Origin of the sequence: Natribaculum luteum, assembly GCF_023008545.1 — an archaeon.
GTDB lineage: Archaea > Halobacteriota > Halobacteria > Halobacteriales > Natrialbaceae > Natribaculum > Natribaculum luteum.
Map to the genome: position 1 here is coordinate 607,552 of NZ_CP095397.1, position 18,264 is coordinate 625,815.

The window sequence follows — 18,264 nt, forward strand, 5'->3', positions numbered from 1 at the left end:
ACCGCTGGTGACCCTGGCCGACGTCGAGACGATCCGGTCACGATCCGCTTGCGTGTGTCAACAAGTATTTGCCACTGACGAACCAATTTTTGTCTAGAGGGTCTATGAACGCGTCTCTCGCGTCATCGAGCCCCACGTCGGGGCAGATCTCCCATGGAAGATACGTCGAAATATCTCATTCACGCGAACGTCACGGCCGACGGGGTGGTCGAACGGAGTGACGTCGTCGGTGCCATCTTCGGGCAGACCGAAGGGCTCCTCGGCGACGACCTCGACCTCCGCGACCTGCGCCAGTCACAGAAGGTCGGCCGCATCGACGTCGACGTCTCGAGCACGCACGGACAGTCACACGGACACCTGACGATCGCGACGAGCCTCGACAAGGTCGAGACCGCGACGCTCGCAGCCTCCCTCGAGACGATCACTCGAGTCGGCCCCTGCCGGGCGGACATCGAGATCACGGAGATCGAGGACGTCCGGGCGGCCAAGCGAAAGGAGGTCGTCGAACGCGCCAAGGAACTCCTGCAGACGGGCTTCGACGACTCCGTGATGTCCTCCGAGGAGATTCTGGCGGAGGTTCGCCAGCACGTCCGCGTGGAGGACATCACCGAGTACGAGGGGCTGCCTGCGGGCCCCCGCGTGACGGACAGCGACGCGATCATCGTCGTCGAGGGACGAGCGGACGTCCTCACGCTGCTCAAGTACGGCATCAAAAACGCCATCGCGGTCGAGGGGACGAACGTGCCCGAGGCCGTCGCCGACCTCACCGCCAACCGAACCGTCACCGCGTTTCTCGACGGTGATCGTGGTGGCGATCTCATCCTGGAAGAACTCTCGCAAGTCGGCGAGATCGACCACGTGGCGTTCGCTCCCGCCGGCACCTCCGTCGAGGACCTCGATCACCACCAGCTGTTTGCCGCCCTGCGAAACAAGGTCCCCTACGACGCCGTCTCGGGGTTGAACGCACCCCGCGAAGCCGTCGCCGCGACGGACGGGAGTACGACGCCCGCGCCGCCACCTTCCGAGGACGTCGTGACGCCGTCAGTCGACGAATCGACGTGTGACTCGAGTGAGGGCGTCGACGCGACAGACGGCGAGCGCGGCGAACCGGTTTCCGAGTCGGAGCCGGAACCAGAACCCGAGTCGGAACCGGAACCAGACACGATCTACGACCACGCGACGGCGATCGTCCGCGAGGGGACCGACCGCGTCCGATTCCTCGACGACGAGAACGGCGTGCTCGAGGAGACGGACGCCGTCGACACCTACGACACGCTCTCGACGCTCGAGTCCGCACCGTCGGCCGTCGTTCTCGACGGCATCCTCGATCAGCGAGTGCTCGATCTGGCCGCGGATCGCGGCGTCGACCGGATCGTCGCGCGGTCGCTCGGGCAGTTCACGAAACGGCCGACGGGCGTTCAGATCCACGCGATCGACGACGTCGCCGAGACGCCCCCGGACTCGACCTGATCACGCTCCTCGTTCTCACCAGAAGACGGCAGCCGAGAGACCGAGCGCCAGCAGCGCACAGACGACCGCTCCCGAGAGCGTCGCGAGGAAGTTGACGCCCTGGTTGCCGAGCACCGACCCCTCGAGCGTCGCGCCGAGGAGGCTGTCGACGGTCATCCCGACGACGCCCGCGGCGACGATAACGACCGCGCCGACCGCGCCGACCTCGGGGAAGAAGCCGTAGGCGATCCCTGCGACGACGCCCGCGCCGGCGATCCCTGCGAGTTCTCCCTGCCAGGTCACGCCGCCGTCGGTGCCCGGATCGACGGGTTCGAGCGTGGTAATAAGCCGGGGCTGATCGAAGACGCCGCCGATCTCACTCGAGAGGGTGTCGCTCATCGCGGTGGCGACGGAGCCGGCGAAGGCGAACAGGAACAGGTCGGCCCCGCCGGGGAGCAGTTCGGCAGAACTGGCGGCGTAGCCGAGGACGGCCGTGAGGGCGACGGCCGCGTTCCCGAGGACGTTCCCGCTCCCTCGTGCGCCGTCGTTGTCCTCGGCGACGCCGCGTGCTGCTTTCTCCTCGTAGCGGAACTTCGTCGAGAGGCTCCCGATGGCGAAAAAGGAGATGAGGACGGCGAACCAGTCGTAGCCGCCGAAGACGATCGTCAACAACACGAGCAGGATACCGGTGAGCATTCCGGCGACGGAGGCGGCCCCGAGCGCGTAGGAGGCGTAGCCGAACGCGACGGTCACGACGAGCGCGATGGCGATGACGGTCGCGCCGATCTCGGGCTCGAGTTCCGCGAGCAGCCACGAGAGGAGGCCGACGGAGAGCATGACGATGGGATCGTCGTAGAGCAGCAGTACGTCACGCAGGAGGGCGGCGAGAAGCGCGCCGCTGACAGCGAGAAAGACGATCGACGGGAAAGCGCCCTCGAGCGACGTTCCGAGCAGAACGAGCGTCGCCGTCTGGCCGACGACGGCCGCGAGGCTCCCGCCGACACAGAACGCGCTCGCGTGGACGACGGCCGCGTCGGTTCGCACTCGAGTGAGTTGTTCGGCGAGGTTGCCGTAGCCGATGAGGAGGACGCTGCCGACGAAGATCGAAAGAGACATCGACGACGTCACCGCGATGACGCCGAGCGCAGTTGCGGCGAGGACGAACGTGATCAGTCCGTAGAGGCGTTCGTCCTCGTAATCGTCGGGAAACGCGAAGAGGTCGAACAGGGGGCCGCCGCTGACGACGAACGCTGCCAGCAACACGACGGCAGCGACAGGTGCGGCGGCCATCGGTCCGAACAGCGGAACGGCGAGTGAAAGCGTACAGAGCGCGGCAAACGCCCCTGCTCGCCGAACTGGCGATGTCACGATATCGGTTCCTTTCTGCGGGGGTCACTTTAACGTTAGCAAGCAAAATTCCTCGCGTCACCGCGCTGGAGCGGACGGCTCAGCGGCACGAGACGACAGACCAGGGATTGCGGCCGCCCGATCGCCAGTGGTCGCGGCGTCGACAGCCAGCGCAAAGTCGTAACGGTTAGGCAGGTTGGGTGGGAAACTCGACCCGTGGGACTGTACGAACAGTATCTCGCCGTTCGAATTCGCCGCCACGACGGTGAGCGGCCCGACCACGTCGCACTCATCATCACCGAACGAGACCTGCTCGAGCAGGGCGCATACGAGACGCTCACCGACTTCTTCGAGTGGGCATTCGAGTACGCAACGCGCGTGACGGTCTACGTGAGCGTCCTCGACGCCGCCGCGGTGCCGACGCTCCGGCGACAACTCGAGGAGATCGACGCACCGCGTGCCGTCGACGTTCGCGGTCCCGACGACCGTGATCGGGCGGACGCACCGATTCGAATCGGCATCGGTCTCGGCGGGAAACACGAGTTTACGAGCGCCGTCCGGACGCTCGCGGAGGGCGTCGACGCTGGCGACCTCTCGCCGGAAGACATCGACGACGAGGACGTCGAACGGCACCTGATCTTTCCCTCTGAACCCGACCTCGTCATCAAGACCGGGGCGGAACGGCTCTCCGATTTCATGATCTGGCAGTCGGTCTACTCCGAACTCTACTTCACCGACGTCAACTGGCGGGACTTCCGGAAGCGGGACTTCCTGCGGGCGGTCCACGAGTTCTGTAACCGCTCTCGCCGGTTCGGTCGCTGACACCGTCGGATGTGGCTGTGTTCCGACGCGCTCGATGGGTAGCTGGCATATCGGCACTTGACTCACGGCCGTCGTTACGACCTACCGGGACGTCGCGCTCTCGACGTTCACGCCTTCGAACGGTTCGGAGTCCGTCTCCAGACGCTTCTCGACGGTGACGCTTCCCGTCGCCGGGTCGAACGCGAGCAGGCCCGCGTCCTCGAGTCTCGGCAGAACGACGTGAACGAGGGCGATCCGGACTTCGGTGGTCGTCCGTTCGTCGGGTTCGTCGCGTTCGAGTCGCGCGACACCCTCGACCAGCCGCTCGAGCGTCACCGGCGGGTCGAAGGTCGAGAGCACGGTCAGCGTCCGTCGCGTCCGGCCGCTCGCGAGGAGTGCGTACGCGTCGTCGAGCGAGATACCAGTCGCCTGTGCGAACCGTTCGACCGATCCACCACCATCGAACATATCCATTAGTTATTACTCGACATCAATAAATCCTCGCGCGAGAAATTCTTGACCCGGACTCAGTCGGCGGCGCGAGTGGACGAGTCGGTGTCGGCGAGTTCGTCGGCGTCGGGGCGTTCGGCGATCGGCAGCGAGTCGCGAAACCGACTGGCGACCGCACGGGCCTCGGCGAGTTCCGGTTCGCTTACTGCACGCAACAACGCGAGCGCCCGGCGTGCCTTGGTGCGCCGCCAGGACGCCTCACGGTGTTCGTAGGTTCGAATCCCGCGCAGGAAGTCCGCCTTGGAGAACTCCGGCCAGTACGGTGCACAGAAGAAGACCGCCGCCTCGTTGCCGTTCGCGTGCCACGGCAGGAAGTTCGAGGTTCGTTCGTCCCCACCTGTCCGAATGATGAGGTCGACGTCCCGGACGGGGCGTTCGTACAGTCGATCTTCGATCGTCTCGACGTCGACGTCCTCGGGCGAGAGGTCGCCGCGTTCGACGTCGCGGGCGACGCTGCGGGTGGCGTAGAGCAGTTCCGAGCGGCCGCCGTAGGCGAGTGCAATGTTGAGCACGAACTGGTCGTACTCCTGGGTCCGTCGTTCGGCGTAGCGGACGGCTTCCTGGACGCGATCCGGGAGCCGGTCGACGTCGCCCAGAATCCGAATGCAGACCTCGTTGTCGTGAACTTTCTCCGCGTCGGCGAACTCGAGGAGTTTCTCCTGGAGGAGGTCGAACAGCGCCTCGCGTTCTTCGGGCGGGCGGTCGAAGTTTTCCGTCGAGAACGCATAGAGGGTGAGTTCCTCGATGCCGATCTCCTGGCACCACTCGAGGACGCGCTCGGTCGTCTCTGCACCGGCCCGGTGGCCGTCTGGCGCGTCCGCTCCCCGCTGTCGCGCGTACCGACGATTGCCGTCCTGAATCACTGCGACGTGTGTCGGCGCACCCGAAATCTCACGGGCGAGCAGTCGCTCGTATGCCGACCTGACGCGCTTTCGGAACCACCCACTCATCATCTAAGCAGACAGTAGCGATCACTATGTGTCTTGTGTGTCAGTCGCCGTCTGTGATGTGTGTTATCGAGATTCTTTCCGCTATCGGTGCCGAATCGTGACGGCTATCCGTTTCCGCCACCTGGTTTCGCTCGATGGCAGACGTGATCGACGAGGACCTCTACAGGCGGACGAAGGCGTTGCTCGAACCCGGCGAGATCCAGCTCAACGGCGCGATCGTCCACACGGAGTACGGCTCCCAGGAGGACGTCCAGATGATGCAGGCGACGATCGACGTGGGCGACATCATCGCGGAACACGCCGGCTACGATCCCACGGACTGTTACGTCTACTCCGGCAACGACGACACCGACTTCTCCTCGAACCAGCACCAGGGGCTGACCCTCGAGGACGAGGAGTTCGTCTGGGAGTGCCAGCAGCTTCTGCGCGATGGGACGTTCGACATCGTGATCTACTACGAGGCGAGCGCAGACCACGAGGCGATCCTCGAAGACGTCCGCGACCTCGGGTACGAGGCCACCGGCGTCGAAGGCGAGTGATACCGATCCACGTGGCGAGCCGCTTATGTCAGGCCGGAACGAACGTTTTCACATGAACACGGTGTCGACCGATGCGATCGCGGACCGGTCGTCGACGCTCCAACGAGTAGGTCTCTCGCGGCACCGTTCGCGCTCTCGGCGACCGCGACGCGCCGAGGTGGGACCGGCGCGAGCGCCGCCGCTCGTCTTCGACCGCGGGCCTCTCCGTGTTGCCTCCGTCGAACCTTCGTCGGATTGGACAGCTTTACGTACCGGTACTGCCAACCCCCGACGAGTGATCGAGGACGTGTTCGTCGAAAATCTGTGTTCGGAGGGTGAGACGCCGTGACCGACACGGGCGTCGTCACCAGCGCTCGAGTGACCCACGAGACCGGCAGCGTCGACGACCTCGCCGCGGCCAGTCCCGACAGCCAGCGAACCGGCGTCGCCAGCCTCCGCTCACTTCCAGACGTCGACGAGGCGTTCGTCCTCTCGACGTGCAACCGCGTCGAAGCCTACGTCGTCGCGTCCGAGACCGCCGTCGGACGAGCCGCACTCGAGGAGTTCTTCGCCGACGTCCGCGAGGATGCAGTCGTCTGGAGCGACCACGACGAGAGTCTCCGACACCTTCTGTCCGTCGCTGCCGGCCTCGACTCGGTTGTCGTCGGCGAAGACCAGATCCTCGGCCAGGTTCGATCCGCTTACGAGGACGCCCGCACGACCGGCGGCATCGGCCCCATGCTCGAGACGGCCATCACGAAGGCCCTCCACGTCGGCGAACGCGCCCGCACCGAGACGGCGATCAACGAGGGCGTCGTCTCGCTCGGCTCTGCTGCCGCGAAACTCGTCTCCGAGACCGTCGGCGTCGACGGCGCGACCGCGCTCGTCGTCGGCGCAGGCGAGATGGGACAGCTCGCAGCGCAGAGTCTCGTCGACTACGGCGTCGACGAGGTAGTCGTCGCGAATCGGACCGTCTCCAACGCCGAAGACGTCGTCGCCGACCTCGATGCTGACGGGAGCACGGTCTCCCTGGACGACCTCGAGACGGCGGCGGCCCGCGCCGACGTCGTCGTCGCGGCCACGGGCAGTCCGGAGCCGGTACTCGAGCCCCACCACCTCGGCGAGCGCGAACAGGTCGTCGTCGACCTCGGCCAGCCACGAGACGTCCGTCCCAGTGCGGCGGCAGCTCCCGACGTGACCGTCTACGACCTCGACGACCTCGAGACGGTCACCCAGCGGACCCGCGAGCAGCGAGCCGACGCCGCGGACGAGGTCGAGGCGATGATCGACCGCGAGTTCGACCTGCTCTGCGAGCAGTACAAGCGAACCCGTGCGGACGAGGTGATCGCCGCCATGTACGAGAGCGCAGAACGGGTCAAACAGCGGGAGGTCGAAACCGCCCTCTCGAGGCTCGAGTCGGCCGACGATCTCTCGGAGGACCAGAAGGAGGTCGTCCGATCGATGGCCGACGCGCTCGTCGGCCAACTGCTCGCTCCGCCGACCAAGAGCCTGCGAGAGGCCGCTGCAGAAGACGACTGGGAGACGATCAACACCGCCTTGCAACTGTTCGATCCCGAGTTCGGTCCCGAACCCCTGATCTCGAACGTCGGTGAGGAGAACGGACTCGAGGGTGCCGTCGGCGCGATCGACGACGATTGAGGCACGTAACGCCGGAATACGGACCCTGTCGACGAGATCGTGATCGACGACGCTGACGTTCTATCCTCGTGGACACAACCATTATTTAACTGGGTCGCGTTCGCCCACGCATGGCAGAGCTTCTTTCCGACGAGGAGATCGCGAACTCCCTCCCCGACGCGTGGGGGCGCGAGGGCGACGAGATCGTTCGAGTCTACGAGTTCGACGACTACCTCCGTGGCGTCAACTTCGCCCAGATGGTCGGCGAGATCGCGGAAGCCCAGTACCACCATCCGGAGATGATCGTCCGCTACGAGGAAGTCGAGATCCGACTCACCAGTCACGAGGAAGGCGGGATCACGGACGCGGACGTTGAGATGGCCGAACTGATCGAGTCCGAACGCAGGACCTGAGCATGGACGCCCGCTACGCCTTCCGGGTCCGGTTTCGCCTCGAGCCAGCGGCCGCGGACGTCAGCGTAGCGCCCGACACGTTCGAGACGACCTGCTCGCTCGCGGCGGCCGAACCCGGCACCGAGGGCTGGCTGTTCTTCCGCGACACCCTCTGGCGCGGGGAGGTCGGCGACCCGGCACACGCCCGCCGGCTCGTCGAGGAGAAACTCCCCGTTCCGGTCGAGAACGTCGAGTTCGCCGCCTTGCACACCGACGAGGAGTATCTCGAGGCGCTGAAAGCGGAGATCGCAGCCGACCTCGAGCCGTTCAAGGCCGACGACGTGACCGAAGTGCTCTCGAAGTACTTCGGCTCGTCGCTGATGGTCGAGAGCACAGACGAGTAGCACCGCCGACCGTCGCGCTGGCCGGAGAATCGCTGTCACAAACCGGTCTGACGGCCTGACGTTCTCGTCCACGAAAGACCGTGATAAAACTATACCGCTCGCGAACGTAGCCGCAGGTATGACCGGGGAAACCGAACACGCCACGAGGAGCGTCGGCGTCTGGGGCGGTGGCATCGTCGGTGGCCTCGTCGGGGGCGTCGGGATGGGAATCGTCCTCCACGCCGGGGCGCTGATACCGATCCTCGGCGTCCTCGTGGGGGATCCGACGGCGCGGGGCGGCTGGATCGTACACCTCCTGCTCAGCGTCTTCTTCGGGCTGGTGTTCGCTGCGATCGTCTCGCGGCCGGCACTCGCGGAGTTCACGGAGACGTTTCCCAGCTACCTCGGGTTCGGGTTCGCCTACGGCGTCGTACTCGGGTTGTTCGCCGGCGGCTTCCCGTTTCCGTTCGCGCTGGACCTGCTCGGGGCGAGTACGTTCCCGGTGCCGTTCCTCCCGCTTCCGGGAATCGCCGCCGAGCTCCTGGCTGCGCTGTCGTTTACGGTCGCACACCTCGTGTACGGGCTCCTCCTCGGGGCGGTCTACGCTGCGGTCAACGGACTGGCACCCGAGACGGTGACCGAGCGGGTTCCGGCGATCGGACGGTAAGCGAGCGCCGGACCGGCGGACCCCGACGCCTGCAGCCGACAAGCACTTGGTTTCGAACGTCGTATTCGAGTGTCCCCGATGGTCTCCGAATACGACTTCTGGCTGCTCGACCTCGACGGGACCCTCGTCGACGTCGAGTGGTCGTACACCCGCGACGTCTTCGACAGGGTCGGCGACCGCCTCGGTCGCCAGTTCACGGATCGGGAGGCCGACGTCATCTGGAACGGACTGACAGGCTCGAGGGACCACCAGCTCCGGGAGTGGGGCGTCGACCCGACCGAGTTCTGGGAGGCGTTCCACACCGAGGAAGATCCGCTCGTGCGAGCCGAGCAAACCTACCTCCACGACGATGCCGGGTTCGTCGCCGATCTCGAGGAACCCGTCGGACTCGTCACGCACTGCCAGCGGTACCTGACCGAACCCGTCCTCGACAACGTCGACATCCGCGACTGGTTCGACGTCGTCCTCTGTTGTACCGACGAGACGGGCTGGAAACCCGACCCGATGCCCGTCGAACGGACGATGACCGAACTCGGCGTCGGCGACAACGGGCACCGGGGTGTCCTCGCCGGCGACGGGGCGAACGACGTCGGGGCCGCCTGGAACGCCGGGATCGACGCGATCCACGTCGAACGGGTCGGCCACGACCGACGCGGGCAGTGCGTCCTCGGCGACTATCGCGTCTCCTCGTTCGACGAACTTCAGTGAACGTCACGTCTACCGATCGCTCGAGTAGCGTCCCCTGTCAGGCGGAGCTATCGCTCGCCGGCTGTAGCTCCGAGTCCACGAGCGTCTCGTAGGCGCGGCGAAGCCGTTCGGACAGCGCCTGGTGGGAGATGTCGAGTTCGTTGGCCAGCTCCTCCATCGAGATTCCACGCGGGATGTCGAAGTAGCCACACTCGAACGCGGCCGCGAGTGCCTCCTGCTGTTCGGGCGTCAGACGGGTGTGTGCAGCCGTCGTCTCCGTCAGGTCGGTGACGCGCTGAATGTCGGCGTTGACGCCACGTGCGGCGAGTTCGTCGTGGGCCTGACAGAGGGCGTCTCGGTCGCGAAACCGCATCCTGACCTGCCACCAGCCGTTCATTCCTCGCATCTCGAGTAGCGATCCGCCCCCGGTGAGCAACAGGTCACAGAGCTGGGTGACGTCGTCGATGAACGTGACGTCGTAGAGGTACCGTCCGTCGGTCTCGACGAGCAACTCGGCCGACTCGACGGTCGGATCCGCGTCGAATCCCGCCTCGAGGTCGACTCGATCGACGTCGGCGACCCACAGACACGGGAGCGTCTTCGAGACCGACGACTCGAACCTGACCGTCGCGTTCGGTGTGCGATCGAACGTCTCCGCGAGCGCGACGTCTTCGGCCGGAAGGCGAAACTCCGCAATCGTCGGCATTAGCGGTGGTACACCGTTCGGCGGTAAAAGTTGCGTTTCCGCTCGAGCGGACAGTCAGCGTCGACTAGGCGTCGCTGCCAGCGACCGCGTCGACGTCATCGTGGCGCTCGAGGACCGCCTCGAGTTCCCGGACGCCCGGCTTCTCGCGTCGATCCGGATCGACGAGCACCTGTACCTCCTGCTCGCCGAGCGGAACGAACCCCAGATCGAGGCGTTCGGCCGTCTCCCGGAGCCCGAGGCCGGCGTCCGCCTCGCCGTCGATCACTTTCCGTGCCGGGCTCTCGTGAGCGCGCAGACCGAGTTCGAAGCCGTCGATCGCGGAGACGACCTCGTGGCGCTCGAGACTGCGCCTCTCGGCGAGGTCGGCGACGGCGTTCCCGAGACTCGTCCGCAGGCCCGAATCAGTCGTCCGGTTGACGAGGCGGAGGTCGCGGTCGACGAGGTCGGCGAGCCCCTGGATCTCGTCGGGGTTGCCCGCCCGGACGACCAGCCCCCACTCGCGTCGCCACCGCCCGAGCACGTCCCCGTCGTCCGGTGCGAGTGGGCCAGCGACGACCGCGACGTCCGGGACGCCCTCGCGCAATCGCCGCAGCGCGGGTCGCGATCCGATCGCGAGGTAGCGGGGGTTCTCGAGGCGATCCAGCAGTCGGTTGAACGTCGGATCGTCCTCGCCGACGCCGAACAGCGTCGGCGGCCGGACGTCTGGCGAGAACAGCCGCACCGTCACGGACTCGCCCTCCTCGAGGTAGTCCGTGTCGGGGTCGACCTCCACGACGCCGTCGGCCTCCGCGAGGCTCGTCGTCGCACCGCTGCCCTTGTCGACGGGGTAGACGAGTGTCTCGCCGTCGCCGTCGTCGACGAGGCCGACCGGCATGAGTCGCATCCGGCCCTGGCTGTACCGCTCCTGGACCGCCATCGTTCCCGAGACGGTCGTCGCGGCGGGTTCGGGCAGTCCCGCGGCCTCGCGGATCGCCGGCGCGACGAACGTTCGAAAGACCATCATCGCCGAGACGGGGTAGCCGGGGAGGCCGACGTACGCCGATCCCTCGAGTCGGCCGACGAGCATGGGCTTGCCCGGCTTGACGCTCACGCCGTGAAGCAGCAGTTCGCCCTGCTCTTCGACGACGCGGTAGATGACGTCGACGGCGCTCGCGCTCGTCGATCCCGACGAGAGCACGAGGTCGCACTCGTCGGCGGCCTCCCGGAGAATTCGCTCCATCTCCTCCGGGTCGTCGCCAGCGTGCGGGTAGAGCACCGCCTCTCCGCCCGCGTCCTCGACGCCTGCGGCGATGGTGTAGCTGTTGACGTCGTAGATCTCGCCGCGGTCGCTCGCTACGTCCTCGCCCGGCCGAACCAGTTCGTCGCCGGTCGAGACGATGCCGACGCGTGGCCGCGACCGGACGGGAACCTCGTCGACGCCGAGGGCCGACAGCAGGCCGATCTCGCGGGGCGTGATCCGCGTCCCGGGTCCGAGCGCGCGCTCGCCCGCCGCGACGTCCGCGCCGGCGAACATCACGTTGTCGCCGGGCGCGACGCTCGTCCGAACGAGTACGTCGTCGCCGTCCGCGTCGGTCCGCTCGACGGGAACCATCGCGTCCGCCCCCGACGGCATCACTGCGCCGGTCGAGATCTCTGCTGCCTGGCCCTCGCCGACGTCGACGCCCGGTCTCTCACCAGCGTGTACCTCGCCGACGACCTCGAGGCGGGCGGGTTCGGCCTCGTCGGCACCGAACGTGTCCCGCGCGCGCAACGCGTAACCGTCGAGGCTCGCCCGGTCGAAACCGGGGACGTCGAGTTCGGCGTCCAGCCGTGCCACCAGCACTCGCCCGCGCGCGTCGGCGAGCGGGACGCGGTCGATGCCACCCTCCAGCGAGAGCGATCGGATCGCCTCTCGTGCCTCCTCCGGCGAGGCGAGGTCGCGAAACTCCTTGCGGTCCATGAACGTCTTTCGAACCTCGAGGGCAAAAACGTCCCCCGAACTCGCGGCTCCCTAGACGCCGAGTTCCGCGGCGAGGTCGTGGAACGTCTCGACGGTGAGGTCGGGGTCCGGCCCGAACGACTCCCACGGCTCGCCCTTCCGGTCGGCCCGGACGCCCTGCATGCCCGCGTGGATCGCACCCTGGACGTCGAACCAGAGGGCGCTCACGTGGGTGATTTCCTCGATCGGCGTCCCCGTTCGGCCGGCGGCGTGACGGTACAGTTCGACGTCGGGTTTGAACGTCTCGACTTCGTGGGCGCTGATCACGCCGTCGAGGAGGTCGCCGATCCCGGCGTGGGCGACCATCGACTCGAGCATCTCCGGGTTCCCGTTCGAGAGGACGTAGACGCCGTAGCCGCCCTCGCGCAGTCGCTCGATGCCGTCTCGCACGTCGTCGAAGACGTCGAGTTCGTGGTAGACCGCCAGGATCTCGTCGCGTTCCGCAGTGGAGACGTCGGCGTCGTGGGCGTCCAGCGCGTGCTGGAGGGCATCGCGGTTCATCTCGTAAAATGGCTGGTAGGCGTCGAGATGGTTCGCCACCATCGTGTACTCGAGCGAGCGGGCGCGCCAGCGCCGCGAGACGGGTTCGGGGTCGTCGACGCGGTCGGCCAGCGCGCGTTCGGCGGCGTCGACGTCGACGAGCGTGCTGTAGGAGTCGACCGTGATCGTCGAGACGCGATCGGGTTCGAAGCCCATGTGTGTCGGTATCGCACACTACGACCGTAATCGCTCCGGTACCGGCGACGGGTTACCGCGGGGTCGCCGTTTCGTACGGACTACTGTACGTCGTTTCCGGTGCAACCGCAGGGTGGTCGCGGTTGCACCGGTAAATCGGTACAGCAGACCGTATCAGGCAGGCAGCTCCCAGTCTTCGACGGCGACCGTCTCGCCCGCCGGAATTCCCTCGCGGGACTCCTCGACGACCACCCAGCCGTCCGCGAGCGCGACGCTCGAGAGCACGCCCGACCCGCTTGCCCGCGTCGGGATCGCCACGCGCTCGCCGTCGCGCTCCTCGAGTCGGACCCGCGCGAACGTCCGGGTGCCGGGTTCGCTCGGAATCTTGCGCTCGAGGCGGGCCTGCGTCGTCGGGTGTGGTTCGAGGGGCGCACCCTCGAGCCACCGGATCGTGGGCCGGAGGAACTGGACGGCGTTGACGATGCAGGCGACGGGGTAGCCCGGCAGCGCGAGTACGGGCGTGTCCTCGACGATGCCCAGGCAGACGGGGTGGCCGGGTTTCAACGCGACGCCGTGGACGAGCACCTCCCCGAGGTCGTCGATCACTTCGGGCATGAGGTCGCGTTTCCCGACGGACGAGCCGCCGGTGGTGACGACGACGTCTTTCGTCAGGTCGCGCTCGATCGCGACCCGCAGCGCCTCCCTGTCGTCGGTCACGACGTCGCGGTAGGTCGCCGCCCCGCCCCACCGCTCGACCAGTCGCGAGATCGTCAGTCCGTTGGTCTCGATCACCTCGCCCGGGTCCGGATCGTGGCTCACGAGCTCCTCGCCGGTCGGGATCACGCCGACGGTCGGCCGTTCGGCGACGACCACGCGCTCGCGGCCGACCGACCGGAGGAGGCCGAGGTCGGACGGTCGCAGTCGGTGTCCCGGCTCGTACAGGTGCTGTCCCTCCTCGACGTCCTCGCCCGCAGGCGCGACGTTCTCCCCTTCGGCGACCGCGTCCGTGATCTCGACCTCGCCCGTCGCCTCGAGCGTCTCGGCGTGTTCGATCATCACGACGGCGTCGCCGCCCTCGGGGACTTCGCTGCCGGTGTGGACGCGAACCGCGGTCTCGGGCGCGACGTGGTCGCTCTCTGCGACGTGGACGACAGCGGGGGAGCGATCGTTCGCGCCGAACGTGTCGCTGGCCCGGACGGCGTAGCCGTCCATCGCCGCCCGATCGTAGTGGGGGACGTTTCGGGCCGCCGTCACCGACTCGGCGAGCACCCGGCCGTCCGCTCGCTCGAGTGCGATCCGTTCCGTTCCCGGCCCCTCGACGGCCGTCACTGCCTCGCGGAGGATTTCGCGGGCGTCAGCGACCCGCGTTCGCTGTTTGAAGCCCGCTTCCGTTCGATCCCGGTCGGCTCCTTCCATACCGTATCTCGGGTGTGCCGACGGCAAAAACGTGCGGGACGTTCGGTGGCCGTTCGCCATCGTCGGCAGTGCGTCACGACCGGGCCGAACTCGAGATCTACTGGATGAATACACTTTTCACGAGAGCGTGCGACGGCTGGGTATGCGAGTCGGACGTGCCGTGGGGATCGTCCTGTTGAGCGTCGTCGACGCGTTCGTGCCAACGGCGGTCGTCACCGGTCTCGTCTTCGTTTTCGTGACCGAACCGTTCGTGAGCGTCGACCGTCCGGTGGTCGTGACGGCGCTCGTCGCCACCCTCGTCTTCGCAGTCACGATCGGCTTCGGACTCGCCAGCGCCGTCTTCCGGGATCGACCGTTCCCGGTGACGCGAGCCGTCAAACGGGTCGCAGACTGGTGGCCGTTGCGCGTGTGGCCGTGACGGCTGCCACGGCGGCTTCGCTGCCACGGTGGCTTCGGCTCGCCGCCACGATCGCCCGCTACCGCGGCCTTTTTCGTATCGGCGACCCAATCTATGCGTATGTCAGCACTCCGCGATGCCTTGCGGAACCTTTCGGACGCGGTGTTTTTCGATCTCCTCGAGAGCGACGACGCGTACCTCCTCGTCCTCGACCTGCCAGGTGTCTCCGCGGAGACGCTCGACCTCACCGTCGAGGACGGACACATCTCGATCGAGGCCCAGCGCGAGAAAGACGTCCCCGGCGACTACCGCTACCTCGAGGAGAACCGGTCGATGTTCCTCGAGGTCGACCTGCCGCTGCCGGCGGACGCGACCGAGACGGAGGCGGAGGCGTCGGTCTCCCGTGGCGTCCTCGAGTTGCAACTTCCGAAACGCGGTACTGCCGAGGAGACGACGATCGACGTCGTCGAGAGCGAGGACGCCTAACGAGGTGAGTACGTCTGGCTCTCCTCCGCGCGTATCGACGGTTCGTCGTCGTCGCGTGGCACTTCCTCCCGCTGTTGCTGGCGTACGCCCGTGATCGCCGGCGGTTCCTGCTGTTCGGTCGACCGCGTCCGGTCGATCCCGAGACCCACCGCCGTCGCGCCGAGGTGTTACTCGAATCACTGCTGACGCTCGGTCCGACGTTCATCAAACTCGGGCAGTTGCTCTCGACCCGGCCGGACGTCCTCCCGCCCGCGTACATCGACGTGCTCTCGGCGCTGCAAGACGAGGTGCCGCCGGCCGAGTGGTCGGCAGCGAAGGAAGTCCTCGAGGACGAACTCGGCCCCGTCGGGCAGCGATTCGACGAGTTCGACACCGACGCGATAAGCGGTGCGAGCCTCGGACAGGTCTACCGGGCGTCGATCGACGGCCGGGACGTCGCGGTCAAGATCCGCCGGCCGAACATCGAGGACCTTGTAGAGGCCGACCTCCTGGTGATCCGGTGGTCGATGCCGATCCTGATGTACTTCGTCGACGAGTCGCGCGCGTTCTCGCTGGAAAACCTGGCCGACGAGTTCGCCAAGACGATCCGCGAGGAGATGGACTACGAGCGCGAGGCGACGATGCTCACGGAGATCCGGGCGAACTTCGCCGACGACGACCGCTTTCTGATCCCCGAGGTGGTCGACTCTCACTCCGGGCCGCGCGTGCTCACGATGGAGTACGCCGGGGGGACGAAGATCAACGACGTCGAGACCCTAGACGAGAAAGGGATCGACCGCGGGCGCATCGCGGAGAACCTCCAGCGGTCGTACCTGCAGATGATCATCGACGACGGGGTCTTTCACGCCGATCCCCACCCGGGAAACCTCGCGGTGACCGACGAGGGGCGGATCGTCTTCTACGACTTCGGGATGAGCGGCCGGGTCGACGAGTTCGTCCAGGAGAAGATCGTCGAGTTCTACATCGCGGTCGCAAACCAGGACATCGACGCGATCCTCGACGCCCTCATCGAGATCGGCACGCTCAGCCCGGAGGCCGACCGGGCAGTGATGGCCGAGGTGATGGAACTCGCCATCGCCGACGCTCGCGGCGAGGACATCGAACAGTACCGCGTTCAGCAGATCGTCGGCCAAATCGAGGACTCGATCTACGAGTTTCCCTTCCGGCTGCCGGCGAACCTCGCGCTCGTCCTCCGGGTCGCCACGGTCGTCGAGGGCGTCTGCGTCACCCTCGATCCCGACTTCGACTTCATCGCGACCGCGACCGACTACCTCACCGAGCAGGGCTACCGCGAGGAGTCGATCCGTCGCATCCTCGAGGAGTCGGGCCAGCAGTTCCAGCGGTCCGCCGAGGCGCTCGTCCAGATTCCGCCGAAAGTCGACCGAACCCTCGGCCGGATCGACCGCGACGACTTCTACGTCCGCGTCGACGTCGAGGACTCGCAGGGGAATTTCGACAAACTCGCGAAGCGGCTCATCTACGGCCTCTTGCTCACGATGGGGCTGTTCTCGATGGGTGTCCTCTACGCGCTCGAGGCGCCCGAGGCGTCGGTCGTCGCGGCGGTCTTCTCGGCCGTCCTCACCGTCTTGCTGTACCGGTCGTTTCGCAAGCCGCGGTCGATCCGCGCGAAACCGCAGTTCACCAGGCAGAACCTCCGGCAGCGACGCGAGGAAGAGTAGGTCACGACGCTCGTGGCGTGGGCGTGATCCGTCTGACTCGAGCACGCGGGAGAGCGTCGGGCCGGCCGCGTGACTCACCGAACGCGAGCGACTAGCGAGGCACTTTTCACCCCGTACTTCTGGCACGCGTTCGTCGCCTGGTCTGAGGTGAACTCGTACTGGTCGTTGTTCCGGACCTCCTGGAGTTCGAACCCGGCGTCTTCGATCGTGGCCGTGTAGCGATCGATCTGTTCGGCTCCACCGATACACGCCGCCCAGAGATCCGCGTCGGTCTTGATGCTCTCTGGCAGTTGGCGCTCGCTGATGACGTCCGAGAGGACGAGTCGCCCATCCCCGGTGAGCACGCGACCGGCCTCTTCGAACACCCGCCGCTTGTTCGGCGAGAGGTTGATGACGCCGTTCGAGATCACGACGTCGAACGACCCGTCTTCGAACGGCAGTTCCTCGACGTACCCTCGCTCGAAGGAGACGGTGGACATTCCCGCCTCGTCTCGCAACGCCCGGGCCTTCTCGAGCTGTTCGTCGGTCATGTCCAGCCCGATCACGCTCCCGGTCTCGCCCGCGTACAGCGCCGCGACGAAGGCGTCCGTCCCCGACCCGCTCCCCAGGTCGAGCACGTCGTCGCCCTCCTGGACGTCGGCGAGGTCGAAGTGGTAGCCGACGCCGGCGAACGACGCCGTGGCGTCCGTCGGGACCCGGTCGAGTTCGGCCGGCTGATAGCCCAGCCGTTCTGCCAGCTCGCGTCCCGTCTCGAAGTGAAACTCCTCGGTCGGCGTCTCGGCGACGTCCCGGTAGATGTTCTTGACCTCCCGCTCGAGTTTCCTGGTGTCGAGTGAATCGTTCATCGGCACTCCGGTCAGTCGTCGCCCGCTACTTCCGCGGGCGTGTTCACGGTCAGGTGGACGTCCTGGTTGCGCGAGACGAGCGTGTAGACGGGGGCGCGTCGTGCCCACTCGTCGATCATGTCCGGGTCGAGTCCGTCGGCTTCGATTTCGACCTCCGCGGTCGTGTTCTCGAAGACGGTGCCGGCCTCCTCGAGGTCCGCGAGGCTGAAGAGGACGCCCGGGTCGAAGTCGGTCCGAACTCGCGTCTGGAGGTGCTCGACGTCGACGCCGCTGGCGACGGCGTTGACGGTGATGCCGACGTTGATGCAGGCCGCCAGCGCGGAGAGCGCGGCTTCGATCGGTTCCATTCGGTCGGTCGCGCCGACCCAGCCCCCGGCCTCCAGCACTTCCTTCCAGCCGCCGTACGGGATCGTGTACTCGCGGGTCTCGCGGTCGATCGTCTCGTCACCGAGCACGTAGCTGTCCACCTTCGCCAGACTGTGGGCACACGTCCCCTCGTAGGTCGCGGACGCTCCGAGTCCGAGCTGTACGTCTTCGGGGTGTTCGGCCGCGTGTTCGGCGAACCCCTCGAGCGTCTCGAGGTCGATACCGTGTTCGATCCGCTTGTCGTCGGTCATGGTTCTGTGTCGCCTCCGGCGGGAGAGGGTACGAGAACGCGGATTGGATAACTATCTAGTGACATTTCGGCAGCCACTGCCGTCCGTGCAACCGCTGGGAGGCCAGCCGTTGCCAGCCGGGTG

The 18,264-nt window shown here is 66.8% G+C and carries 21 protein-coding genes; 11 read left to right on the forward strand and 10 right to left on the reverse strand.

The window, feature by feature from the left end; all coding sequences use genetic code 11:
- Positions 1-153: 153 nt before the first annotated feature.
- A complete protein-coding gene (gene dnaG / locus MU558_RS03110; RefSeq protein WP_246971875.1) occupies positions 154-1,470 on the forward strand; it encodes a DNA primase DnaG in 1,317 nt (438 codons plus the stop codon).
- Positions 1,471-1,485: 15 nt separating this feature from the next.
- Here the strand turns inward: dnaG and MU558_RS03115 are convergent, their stop codons facing one another.
- On the reverse strand, positions 1,486-2,817 hold the full coding sequence (locus MU558_RS03115) for a DUF92 domain-containing protein (protein WP_246971876.1): 1,332 nt from the start codon (positions 2,815-2,817) through the stop codon (positions 1,486-1,488).
- 195 nt (positions 2,818-3,012) lie between these two features.
- Here MU558_RS03115 and MU558_RS03120 point away from each other — a divergent pair, with 195 nt between their 5' ends.
- Complete coding sequence (locus tag MU558_RS03120) at positions 3,013-3,618, forward strand: undecaprenyl diphosphate synthase family protein (RefSeq protein WP_246971877.1); 606 nt, start codon at positions 3,013-3,015, stop codon at positions 3,616-3,618.
- Between the two features lie 81 nt (positions 3,619-3,699).
- Here MU558_RS03120 and MU558_RS03125 read toward each other — a convergent pair whose 3' ends face one another.
- Positions 3,700-4,065 carry a DUF7344 domain-containing protein gene (locus tag MU558_RS03125; protein ID WP_246971878.1) on the reverse strand — a complete coding sequence of 122 codons (366 nt, stop codon included), beginning with the start codon at positions 4,063-4,065 and terminating at the stop codon, positions 3,700-3,702.
- A 59-nt stretch (positions 4,066-4,124) separates the two neighbouring features.
- On the reverse strand, positions 4,125-5,057 hold the full coding sequence (gene uppS, locus MU558_RS03130) for a polyprenyl diphosphate synthase (protein WP_246971879.1): 933 nt from the start codon (positions 5,055-5,057) through the stop codon (positions 4,125-4,127).
- Between the two features lie 134 nt (positions 5,058-5,191).
- On the opposite strand from uppS, the gene MU558_RS03135 reads away from it, so the two are divergent.
- The 6 genes from MU558_RS03135 (at position 5,192) to MU558_RS03160 (ending at position 9,363) form a co-directional block, all read left to right on the forward strand.
- A complete protein-coding gene (locus tag MU558_RS03135) occupies positions 5,192-5,596 on the forward strand; it encodes a DUF5778 family protein (protein WP_246971880.1) in 405 nt (134 codons plus the stop codon).
- Positions 5,597-5,920: 324 nt separating this feature from the next.
- On the forward strand, positions 5,921-7,234 hold the full coding sequence (hemA, locus tag MU558_RS03140) for a glutamyl-tRNA reductase (RefSeq protein WP_246971882.1): 1,314 nt from the start codon (positions 5,921-5,923) through the stop codon (positions 7,232-7,234).
- Between the two features lie 110 nt (positions 7,235-7,344).
- Entirely contained in the window at positions 7,345-7,626 is a 282-nt protein-coding gene (locus MU558_RS03145; RefSeq protein ID WP_246971884.1) for a 4a-hydroxytetrahydrobiopterin dehydratase, read from the forward strand.
- 2 nt (positions 7,627-7,628) lie between these two features.
- Entirely contained in the window at positions 7,629-8,009 is a 381-nt protein-coding gene (lwrS, locus tag MU558_RS03150; protein WP_246971886.1) for an LWR-salt protein, read from the forward strand.
- Between the two features lie 118 nt (positions 8,010-8,127).
- The gene (locus MU558_RS03155) at positions 8,128-8,655 is read left to right on the forward strand and encodes a hypothetical protein (RefSeq protein ID WP_246971889.1); all 528 of its coding nucleotides are present in this window, start codon (positions 8,128-8,130) and stop codon (positions 8,653-8,655) included.
- 78 nt (positions 8,656-8,733) lie between these two features.
- Positions 8,734-9,363, forward strand: a complete 630-nt coding sequence (locus MU558_RS03160) for an HAD family hydrolase (protein WP_246971891.1) — start codon at positions 8,734-8,736, stop codon at positions 9,361-9,363.
- A gap of 37 nt (positions 9,364-9,400) precedes the next feature.
- Here MU558_RS03160 and MU558_RS03165 read toward each other — a convergent pair whose 3' ends face one another.
- The 4 genes from MU558_RS03165 to MU558_RS03180 form a co-directional block, all read right to left on the reverse strand.
- Positions 9,401-10,048 carry a helix-turn-helix domain-containing protein gene (locus MU558_RS03165; RefSeq protein WP_246971893.1) on the reverse strand — a complete coding sequence of 216 codons (648 nt, stop codon included), beginning with the start codon at positions 10,046-10,048 and terminating at the stop codon, positions 9,401-9,403.
- Positions 10,049-10,112: 64 nt separating this feature from the next.
- Positions 10,113-11,987 carry a molybdopterin biosynthesis protein gene (locus MU558_RS03170; protein WP_246971894.1) on the reverse strand — a complete coding sequence of 625 codons (1,875 nt, stop codon included), beginning with the start codon at positions 11,985-11,987 and terminating at the stop codon, positions 10,113-10,115.
- Positions 11,988-12,038: 51 nt separating this feature from the next.
- A complete protein-coding gene (locus MU558_RS03175) occupies positions 12,039-12,722 on the reverse strand; it encodes a haloacid dehalogenase type II (RefSeq protein WP_246971895.1) in 684 nt (227 codons plus the stop codon).
- Between the two features lie 153 nt (positions 12,723-12,875).
- Positions 12,876-14,117 carry a molybdopterin molybdotransferase MoeA gene (locus tag MU558_RS03180; RefSeq protein ID WP_246971896.1) on the reverse strand — a complete coding sequence of 414 codons (1,242 nt, stop codon included), beginning with the start codon at positions 14,115-14,117 and terminating at the stop codon, positions 12,876-12,878.
- Positions 14,118-14,259: 142 nt separating this feature from the next.
- Here MU558_RS03180 and MU558_RS03185 point away from each other — a divergent pair, with 142 nt between their 5' ends.
- Both MU558_RS03185 and MU558_RS03190 read left to right on the forward strand, forming a co-directional pair.
- The gene (locus MU558_RS03185; RefSeq protein WP_246971897.1) at positions 14,260-14,535 is read left to right on the forward strand and encodes a hypothetical protein; all 276 of its coding nucleotides are present in this window, start codon (positions 14,260-14,262) and stop codon (positions 14,533-14,535) included.
- Positions 14,536-14,634: 99 nt separating this feature from the next.
- Positions 14,635-15,000, forward strand: coding sequence for an Hsp20/alpha crystallin family protein (locus tag MU558_RS03190; RefSeq protein WP_246971898.1), 366 nt, complete (start codon positions 14,635-14,637; stop codon positions 14,998-15,000).
- Here MU558_RS03190 and MU558_RS03195 read toward each other — a convergent pair.
- Positions 14,997-15,149, reverse strand: a complete 153-nt coding sequence (locus tag MU558_RS03195; RefSeq protein WP_246975079.1) for a hypothetical protein — start codon at positions 15,147-15,149, stop codon at positions 14,997-14,999. The genes MU558_RS03190 and MU558_RS03195 overlap by 4 nt on opposite strands.
- On the opposite strand from MU558_RS03195, the gene MU558_RS03200 reads away from it, so the two are divergent.
- Positions 15,078-16,679, forward strand: a complete 1,602-nt coding sequence (locus MU558_RS03200; RefSeq protein WP_246974791.1) for an ABC1 kinase family protein — start codon at positions 15,078-15,080, stop codon at positions 16,677-16,679. The two genes, MU558_RS03195 and MU558_RS03200, sit on opposite strands and share 72 nt — an antisense overlap.
- A 74-nt stretch (positions 16,680-16,753) precedes the next feature.
- On the opposite strand, the gene MU558_RS03205 is transcribed toward MU558_RS03200, so the two are convergent.
- Positions 16,754-17,524: a methyltransferase domain-containing protein gene (locus tag MU558_RS03205; protein ID WP_246971899.1), complete on the reverse strand. Its 771-nt coding sequence runs from the start codon at positions 17,522-17,524 to the stop codon at positions 16,754-16,756.
- Between the two features lie 11 nt (positions 17,525-17,535).
- Complete coding sequence (locus MU558_RS03210) at positions 17,536-18,141, reverse strand: OsmC family protein (RefSeq protein ID WP_246971901.1); 606 nt, start codon at positions 18,139-18,141, stop codon at positions 17,536-17,538.
- Positions 18,142-18,264 lie beyond the last annotated feature (123 nt).